The 6,240-nt window shown below is 27.9% G+C and carries 4 protein-coding genes and 1 riboswitch; of the genes, 2 read left to right on the top strand and 2 right to left on the bottom strand.

The window, feature by feature from the left end:
• Positions 1–497 precede the first annotated feature (497 nt).
• Complete coding sequence (locus tag ABHC41_RS14495) at positions 498–1,055, top strand: hypothetical protein (protein ID WP_118029355.1); 558 nt, start codon at positions 498–500, stop codon at positions 1,053–1,055.
• Between the two features lie 444 nt (positions 1,056–1,499).
• A complete protein-coding gene (locus ABHC41_RS14490) occupies positions 1,500–1,934 on the top strand; it encodes a globin domain-containing protein (RefSeq protein WP_187528450.1) in 435 nt (144 codons plus the stop codon).
• Between the two features lie 138 nt (positions 1,935–2,072).
• Here ABHC41_RS14490 and ABHC41_RS14485 read toward each other — a convergent pair whose 3' ends face one another.
• Entirely contained in the window at positions 2,073–2,765 is a 693-nt protein-coding gene (locus ABHC41_RS14485) for a radical SAM protein (RefSeq protein ID WP_271899783.1), read from the bottom strand.
• A gap of 51 nt (positions 2,766–2,816) precedes the next feature.
• Positions 2,817–2,914, bottom strand: a riboswitch (guanidine-I (ykkC/yxkD leader).
• Positions 2,915–3,105: 191 nt separating this feature from the next.
• Positions 3,106–4,764, bottom strand: coding sequence for a hydroxylamine reductase (gene hcp / locus ABHC41_RS14480; protein ID WP_118029356.1), 1,659 nt, complete (start codon positions 4,762–4,764; stop codon positions 3,106–3,108).
• Between the last annotated feature and the right edge of the window lie 1,476 nt (positions 4,765–6,240).

Raw genomic sequence — 6,240 nt, 5'->3', positions numbered from 1 at the left:
TTAAAAATATTTACTAAAATGGAAAAAATATTCATTGTTGCTGCTCTTTTTTGGATACTAACTTTAGATGTTCATGACATGAGTATTATTACTATAGCTAACTGTATATTGATCCCAATAATATTAATAGAACTTGCTAAAAAGTATAGTTAAAAAATAAAAAAACAAGTGATGGATCAAGTCCTATCACTTGTTTTTTTTAGTATAAAATAGGTTATTTTTTAGGATGCATTTTGGATGCAGAATTGGTGGCAAAAGTGGAGGCAATTCATTTTTTCATGGGGTCATGATTTTTTTACTTAAAATGAGAGTATTACTGGGCTTTGCCCAGACCCAAATCGCAGATGGGGACAAAAACTCCTTATGCTCTTTTTTCTCCGAAGGCTCTTGCAGAGGGCTTTTTATTTTTTATAAAAAATATTAAAAGGATTTTGTAATACATTTGTAATATACTACAAATGTATTACAAAAAAATTGATTATTTCAAAGGAGCTAAAATGACTAAAGAAGAGTTTTTAGAATTAGATATAGATAAAAAAATTGAATACCTAAATGAAAAATTAAGCGAAGGACAAACTGTAATTCGCATTAGAGAAGATCTAGGAATAGGAGAAAAATCTCTTCAAAAAATTATAAGAGAAAATGGATATAAATATTTTCAAAAAGAAAAAAGATATTACAAAGAAAATACAAATGTATTACAAAAAAATATAGTTAATGAAAATTATAATTTAGATTCTAAAGATCCCACAATTGTATTACAAAATTATAAAGATGATTTATTAGAAATAGTTCAAGCCAAGAAAGACATATTTGAAGTTATAAATGCTTTTAAAGAAAATTTGTATTACAAAGATACTACAAATGTAATAGAAGTGGTTGCTAGTAATGAAATACAAATTAAAGATTTTAATAGCGACGCAAAAGTAACTTCATTTAGAGTTTATGGTGAAACATTAACTAAGTGGAAAGAGTTTTGCAGCAAACATAAAAAATATAATAATCAAGATCTAGTGTCTATGGCATTAGAAGAATATATGAAAAAGTATGAGTAATAGATAAAAAAGCGCCGTAAATTATGGCTAAAAAAACGTCTAGAATCCATGTAGAGCGAAAATAATAAAGTTAAGGGTAAATAGGGTATCTATTTATAAAATAAGCCTTAAAATCGAAATTAGAGCTTTATAAGTAAATAAAATAAAGAAAGGTCAGACTTAATAAAATTAAGTTTGACCTTTCTTTATTTTGCTAGACCTTACAAGTATTGGAAATACTATGTTTTTATAAACTATTCCCTAAACCTAAATTTAAGGGGTATTTGAAGAAAACAAGCCTTAATAATTATTGATTATCATTTATCTTATTTTATAATTTTATTTTTATAAATAAAAAAATATAAATTTTTTTAAGTAAATAATTTTAAATTAAATAAATAAATAAAGGGTAATTATAAATTATAATAAATAGTATTTAAAATTTACATGAATGGAGGAAAAATTATGTTAAGTCAAAAAACAATAGATATAGTAAAAAGTACAGTACCAGTATTAAAGGAACATGGAATGGAAATTACAACAACTTTTTACAAAACAATGTTTAAAAATAATCCTGAAGTAAAATCTATGTTTAATATGAATAAGCAAGAATCAGGTGAACAACCCAAAGCATTAGCGATGACAATATTAGCAGCAGCCCAAAATATAGACAATTTAGAGATTTTATTGCCTGCAGTAAAAAAAATAGGACAAATTCATGTCAATACTAATGTAAAGCCAGAACACTATCCAATAGTAGGTAAAAACTTATTATTAGCAATAAAAGAAGTTTTAGGAGATGCAGCAACTGATGAAGTATTACAAGCTTGGAGTGAGGCTTATGAAGTTATATCACAAGTATTTATTGATGTAGAAAAAGATATATATTCTGGAAAATAAGATAATAAATTTATTTGATATAGAGGTTTATTATCACAGATAAAGTTAAAACCCTTAAAATCAATTTATTTGGATTTTAAGGGTTTTAACTTTATCTGAAATACATAATTAGTCTCTAAACTAAAATTTAACGAATAGTTAATTTATATTAAGTAATTTATCTTTTATTTCTTTGAATTTTTTATCATCAATCCCAAGTTTTTTCTTAAAAGGTTCATCATCTATTCTAATAACTTCTATTTTATCCGGAGATATTTTTTTTATCATTTTCTTTGTTTTTTCAATTGAGCTATCATCATCGTTATATCCTTTAACAATAGTAACTTCAAATATAAATGTACCTTTATATTGCTTTCTAAAGGTAGCCATATTTTCAACATATTGTTCTAATGTATATCCATCAATAGGTCTTTGAACTTTTTGGAAATATTCCTCCGTTGCTACTTTTATTTCTCCTATAACTTCATCACACTTATTAGCAATTTCTATGTATTCATCATTTGCTAATATATATCCATTAGAAAGAAGTTTTACAGCCAAATCTTTTGACTTTATAAAGTCAATTATATCTTCTATTCTATCATTTACTAAAGCCTCTCCCATTGAGTTTATAAATATTAATTCTGGATTCTTAGCATCTATAATTTTACCTAACTCAATTATTGAATTATCTGCGTTTTCAAATTTTTTTTGCTTATCAACTTTATTTTTAGACCTACCGATAGGGCAAAAAATACAATCAAAATTACAGTGCTTTTCTGGAAGTATATTAACTTCTAGAACCCTTTTTCCATCTTCAATATAAACTTCCTTATAACTAAAATTATTCATAATACTATCCTCCTAAATAAACAGAAAAAGCCTGAGAAATATTTTTATAATATCTCCCAGGCTTTTATCCTTCCGTGTCCATAGTTTAAACTATGTGTTTTCTCTCGGACCAGCTAGTTATAAACTACGGAACCCTAGAAAACTTTATGTATAAACTTGTTATTTAATATACTAACATATTATTATGTTTATTTCAAATTGAAGAGTTTAAGATAACTAATCTTTAAAAACTTATTTAAAGATATCTAGTAAAAAAGCCCTTATAATCCATTTATTTCGATTTTAAGGGCTTTAACTTTATTTAAAATACATAACTAGTTTCTAAAGTAAAATTTTAAGACTAATTACTTGGAATTTCTAAACATGATGCTAAATCTTTTTCTGGCGTACTTATAGGTTTTATATCGAATGTATCAACTAAATATTGAAGTACATTTGGACTTAAAAATGCTGGTAATGTAGGTCCAAGATAGATTCCTTTTATTCCTAATGATAAAAGCGCTAACAAGTCAGCAACTGCTTTTTGTTCATACCATGATAATATTATAGAAAGTGGTAAGCTATTTACATCTGTATCAAAAGCATCTGCTAAAGCTAGGGCTATTCTTACAGCTGAGTAAGCATCATTACATTGCCCTACGTCTAAAAGTCTTGGAAGTCCAGCAACTTCTCCGAATTCTAGTTTATTAAATCTATATTTACCACAAGCCAGAGTAAGTATTATACAGTCTTTTGGAACTTTAGTAGCAAATTCTGTATAATAATTTCTTCCAGATCTTGCCCCATCACATCCCCCAATTAAGAAGAAATGTTTTAATTTACCAGACTTAACTGCATCTATTATAGCTGGTGCATTGCTTAATGTAGCATTGTGTCCAAATCCAACTAAAATTTCCTTAGGTTCTTGGTCTTCTTTAAATCCACCAAGTTCTAAAGCTTTATTTATTATTTCACTAAAGTCTTTTTCTCCGCTTTCAGTTTTTCCTATATATTTTACTCCATCCCAACCAACTACACTTGTTGTAAATATTCTATCTTTGTATGAATCTCTAGGTTTCATAAGACAGTTTGTAGTCATTAATATACATCCTGGAATATTGTCAAATTCTTTTTGTTGATCTTGCCAAGCTCCACCAAAGTTTCCTACTAAATGAGGATACTTATTAAGTTCTGGATAACCATGACAAGGAATCATTTCACCATGAGTATATATATTTATTCCTTTACCTTCAGTTTGTTTTAAAAGCATTTCTAAATCTTTTAAATCATGGCCAGAAACTATTATAAATGGACCTTTTTTAATATTTACATTTACTTTATGAGGAGCTGGATTTTTGTAAATAGTAGTGTTTGCTTCATCCAGTTTTTGCATAACAGCAACACTCATGTCACCTGTTTTTAAAGTCCATGTTATTAAATCTTCTACTGTTAAATTCTCATCACAAGTTGCAGCTAATGCTCTAAAATAAAATTCATCAACTTGATCATTATAATATCCTAATTCTCTAGCTTGATGACCATATGCAGATACTCCTTTTAATCCATAAATTATAGTTTGTCTTAATGAACGTATATCTGGGTCTAAGTTTTGATCATACATTATACCTGCACGTTTAGCATCTTCTAACATTTGATTTCTAGTTTCACTTAAATTATATGTAGCCTCTTCACTGAAATTTTCACATGATGATATCTTGCTTCTTAAAGATTGTTTTATTTCTTGTGACTTTCTTAACAATTGTTCATGAACATCACCATCAAAGTTAACATTTGTAAGTGTTGTAAATAAAGAGTTTTCAACGAAACTAACTATATCTTTATCTATTTTTTCACCTTTTTTTATTAACTCATTTGCATAACAACTGATGCCTTTTATTTGATAAATAAGTAAATCTTGAAGAGCTGCTATATCTGAGGTTTTACCACAAACTCCTACTTTTGTACAGCCTTTACCTCCAACTGTTTGTTCACATTGATAACAAAACATTGAATAATCCATATAAACCACTCCTTTTTTAATAGTCTTTAATATAATTACCAATAAATTGAGGAAATAACATGAATTTGTAAATAAATTATTTCAAATAAGTGGGATACTGAAATAAGTAAAAAACAGGTGTTTATTTATGTATATATTGATATTGCTGAGATTAATTTTTTACTTTTGTATTTAGAATAATATTATACTTAATAATGAAAGTGTCTAGTTCTATAATTGTTTCGGAAAAATACTAGTCTTTAAAAACTTATTTAAAGATATTTAGTAAAAAAGCCCTTAGAATCCATTTCTTTGGACACTAAGGGCTTTGATTTTATAATTAAATTTATATTAATAATAAAAAACATTTGTAAATTTATGTAAAAAACTTTATCATATATTTAGAAAACAAAATAAAAAAGACTTACAAGTTTCCCTTTCGGTCGCCAAACCTAATCGGAAATTAGTACCCAACTGTTAGCGCAGTTAGATAGTACAAGTAAGCCTTATAAACTGTCATTACTAATAAAGTACTGCAATACTTATTAGAACAACAACAGTTTACTCTTAAATTTATAATCAAGATTAGTATAATATATACTTGAAAATTATACAAGATTATAAATTTAAAAAAGGTTTATGAAATATCGAGCTATTCTCACAGTTGAGAATAGCTTTTTTTAGTTTTTAGACAAGGCTTGAGGTCGGAAAGCATTGATACTATGCTTGATTAATTAGTATTAGCTTATACCATACTTAAACGGCTTGAGAGAATGGGAGCATTGATATTAGGCTCGATAATTAATATTAGCTGATAAAAGAAATATTTACATACATATAAAAAAATTGAATAGATAGGGTTTTATAAGGGAGAGTGTTTGACCTAGAGCAAACCGAATGGCTCGACAGAGTACAGGGGTAGCCGACTAAACACTTGGGTTAAAGTCCCAACTGCATATATTGATGTCTGATACCATCAAGAAGGGCAGAGAGTAGTGACTCGATACTACATATGTTGAAAGCGAGGTTTGTGGCATTTCTTTGTGCAAACATAACGATACCGACTATTGGGGGAAATGGTAGTCTATATTAAATTATGAGGTGTTATGTTGACTGTATCAGTCCTAGACGTTCCATGGTCGTATACATGGCGAGATGACGGTATTATATACCTGATAGGAGGTTAGCTTGCGACTTGTTCGTAGGCTAACTCTGTCCAAAATTAACTCGAATCTGGTATTATATAAAAACCATATAAGCAAGTACATAAGAAACTTATAAAACAAAAGAGTTTGATGGACAACCCTCTTCTGGGTTGGTCATTTGAACTCTGCGTTAGTACGACTGAAGACCGATAGGTTATAAGGAGTTGTTAGCCGATAGGCTTAATTATAGGGAGGTTTAGACGGTGAAAGAATTCTTAAAAATATTTACTAAAATGGAAAAAATATTCATTGTTGCTGCTCTTTTTTGGATACTAACTTTAGATGTTCATGA

This window comes from Romboutsia sp. 1001216sp1 (assembly GCF_039841805.1).
GTDB lineage: Bacteria > Bacillota > Clostridia > Peptostreptococcales > Peptostreptococcaceae > Romboutsia_C > Romboutsia_C hominis.
The sequence above is the reverse complement of the archived record's forward strand: the minus strand, read 5'-3'. Positions and strand labels throughout refer to the sequence as shown.